Raw genomic sequence first — 535 nt, 5'->3', positions numbered from 1 at the left:
CCGGAAGTTTTCCGCTAAGACAATCCTCTGCCCTCCATTACCATCCGCGAATTGGTTGAATTTATGGATAAATAAACCTGGTTCAGCAAAGCGGAAACGGTAAATCGACTGCTTCACATCCCCCACCATGAACATATTTGGATGTTCCGGATTCCCTGATACAGCTTGTAGAATGGCTTCCTGTAAGGCATTGACATCCTGATACTCATCCACCATGACTTCAGTAAACTTGTCCCGATAGTAAGCCTTAGCCTCATTCATAGTATTGACGTTTCCACTCACACTTCCGCCGTCGCCATTTTCTGTGTCCGCTAACCGTTTACTTAAAATTTGATAGGTAAAAAGTTCGTTATCTGAGAAATCTAAGATTCTTTGGTCAAATTTATGGGCTGTCATCCGTTCAGTAAAGACATTCTCCACATTTATAATGGCTTGCCCAAGTTTTTTAGCATCTTGAATAAAGAGGCCTTGGTAATGCTCGTCAAAGGTAAAGTAAGGCAAGATATCCTTGTCGAATACGTCCTTAATTGTTTTG

General features: G+C 41.5%; 1 protein-coding gene. It reads right to left on the bottom strand.

Annotated elements, in window-relative coordinates:
• Positions 1–535: UvrD-helicase domain-containing protein (locus tag ACRCJ0_RS19115; RefSeq protein WP_431391789.1), on the bottom strand; the 535-nt coding region annotated here is incomplete at both ends.

It is taken from the genome of Aerococcus sp. L_32 (assembly GCF_050689315.1).
The sequence above is the reverse complement of the archived record's forward strand: the minus strand, read 5'-3'. Positions and strand labels throughout refer to the sequence as shown.